Origin of the sequence: Porphyromonas levii DSM 23370 (assembly GCF_000379925.1) — a bacterium.
Taxonomy (GTDB): Bacteria; Bacteroidota; Bacteroidia; order Bacteroidales; family Porphyromonadaceae; genus Porphyromonas_A; species Porphyromonas_A levii.
Window position 1 is genome coordinate 1 of the sequence record NZ_KB904208.1, and the last position, 2,500, is coordinate 2,500.

Here is a 2,500-nt window from a genome sequence, read left to right on the forward strand (position 1 = left end):
CGAGAGGAAGGTGGGGATGACGTCAAATCAGCACGGCCCTTATATCCAGGGCGACACACGTGTTACAATGGTGAGGACAAAGGGTAGCTACCTGGTGACAGGATGCCAATCTCCAAACCTCATCTCAGTTCGGATCGAAGTCTGCAACTCGACTTCGTGAAGCTGGATTCGCTAGTAATCGCGCATCAGCCATGGCGCGGTGAATACGTTCCCGGGCCTTGTACACACCGCCCGTCAAGCCATGGGAGCTGGGGGTACCTGAAGTACGTGACCGCGAGGAGCGTCCGAGGGTAAGACCGGTGACTGGGGCTAAGTCGTAACAAGGTAGCCGTACCGGAAGGTGCGGCTGGAACACCTCCTTTCTGGAGTATTCAGAGGAGCTATCTCCACTTATTACGTCTCATTAATAACATAGTCGACCGAGGTGTAGTCATACGATACAAGGAAGTATATATGGACACATTGTTAATTGTTCGGCTTGTTTGTTCCTTTGTCTTGGTATATTTAATTATACGGCAACCCTATTTTTATACTGCCTGCTTATATCTCTTAGTTCTGTTAGGTGTAAGGTAATGAGAGGTTGAGTGTAGATGGGTTGGGTATCAACAGACCCATAGCTCAGTTGGTTAGAGCGCTACACTGATAATGTAGAGGTCGGCAGTTCAACTCTGCCTGGGTCTACCGGCATGGGAGCTTACTAGTGAGTAGCTTTCTGAGGGATGTATAGAAATACGGGGAATTAGCTCAGCTGGCTAGAGCACCTGCCTTGCACGCAGGGGGTCATCGGTTCGAATCCGTTATTCTCCACATTTGGTTGACTAAGGGACGCTTAGTATAAACCGAGCGATCATAGACATATTGGCAAATATATTTTATATTGAAACAATAGTAAAGAGACAAAAGAGGATTCTGGAAGTAGTACGCAAGTGCTATTGAAGGTCTTTTCAAGATGAGATGATATCTCATTGTGAGCAAATTCTTCTGAATTTTTACTTGAGCGACAATGTTTAGTATACTTAAAGCGTAGAGCAAATCTAATAATATTGTTATTATACAGCATTATGCGTTGCATATTTCTTACGAGGGATATGTGATAAAGAAGGTTATAAAGTAATTAAGGGCAGACGGTGGATGCCTTGGCTCTAAGAGGCGATGAAGGACGTGACAAGCTGCGATAAGCTGTGGGTATTGGCACATACGACTTGATCCACAGATTTCCGAATGGGGCAACCCAATAGGTTTAATAGCCTATTACCTACGAATGTAGGAGCAAACGAGGGGAACTGAAACATCTAAGTACCCTTAGGAGAAGAGAACAAAAGTGATTCCCTTAGTAGTGGCGATCGAACGGGGACGAGCCCAAACCATCCTTGTTTCGGCAAGGGTGGGGTTGTAGGACTACGATATGTTACAGGCGGTAATGAAAAGAAGCGAGTTGGAAAGCTCCACCATAGAGGGTGATAGTCCCGTACTTGAAGTGAAGGCTTGGCTAGTAGTATCCTGAGTAGCGCGGGACACGTGAAATCCTGTGTGAATCTGGGGGGTCCATCCCCCAAGGCTAAATACTCCTTAGAGACCGATAGTGAACGAGTACTGTGAAGGAAAGGTGAAAAGTACCTCGCGTAGAGGATTGAAATAGACCCTGAACCCGTCTGCTTACAAGCGGTTGGAGCCCTTTATGGGGTGACAGCGTGCCTTTTGCATAATGAACCTACGAGTTACTATGTATAGCTAGGGTAAGAGCTTCAGGCTTGGATCCGTAGCGAAAGCGAGTTTTAAATGGCGATTTAGTTATATATAGTAGACGCGAAACCAAGTGATCTACCCTTGACCAGGTTGAAGTTCAGGTAACACTGCATGGAGGACCGAACGGTAGAATGTTGAAAAATTCTCCGATGAGTTGAGGGTAGGGGTGAAAGGCTAATCAAACTTGGAAATAGCTCGTACTCCCCGAAATGCATTTAGGTGCAGCCTTAGAGTTTAAATATAAGAGGTAGAGCGACTGATTGGATGCGAGGGCTTCGCCGCCTATCAAGTCCAGACAAACTCCGAATGCTTATATGAACACTCTAGGAGTGAGGGCATGGGTGCTAAGGTCCATGTCCGAAAGGAGAAGAATCCGGACCATCTGCTAAGGTCCCGAAATGACAGCTCAGTTGACTTAAACGCGGTCACGATGCATAGACAGCTAGGATGTTGGCTTGGAAGCAGCCATTCATTTAAAGAGTGCGTAACAGCTCACTAGTCGAGGATTGTGGCATGGATAATAATCGGGCATAAGTTGTCTACCGAAGCAGTGGGATTAGTTTTACTAATCGGTAGGGGAGCATTCCAGCGAGGTTGAAGGTACATCGACGAGGTGTGCTGGACTTTCTGGAAGTGCAAATGTAGGTATAAGTAACGATAAAGAGAGTGAGAATCTCTCTCGCCGAAAGACTAAGGTTTCCTCCTCACCGTTCGTCGGAGGAGGGTTAGTCGGGACCTAAGGGTAATCCGTATG

At 46.6% G+C, this 2,500-nt stretch carries 2 tRNA genes and 2 rRNA genes (1 of these 4 cut by a window edge); all 4 read left to right on the plus strand.

Going from position 1 to position 2,500, the window contains the following annotated elements:
• A 16S ribosomal RNA gene (locus A3GG_RS0101040) occupies nucleotides 1-362 on the plus strand; the annotation flags it as partial.
• Nucleotides 363-607: 245 nt separating this feature from the next.
• Nucleotides 608-681, plus strand: a tRNA-Ile gene (locus tag A3GG_RS0101045).
• A gap of 52 nt (nucleotides 682-733) precedes the next feature.
• Nucleotides 734-807, plus strand: a tRNA-Ala gene (locus A3GG_RS0101050).
• 297 nt (nucleotides 808-1,104) lie between these two features.
• Nucleotides 1,105-2,500: ribosomal RNA gene (locus tag A3GG_RS0101055) — 23S ribosomal RNA — on the plus strand (it continues 1,499 nt past the right edge of the window).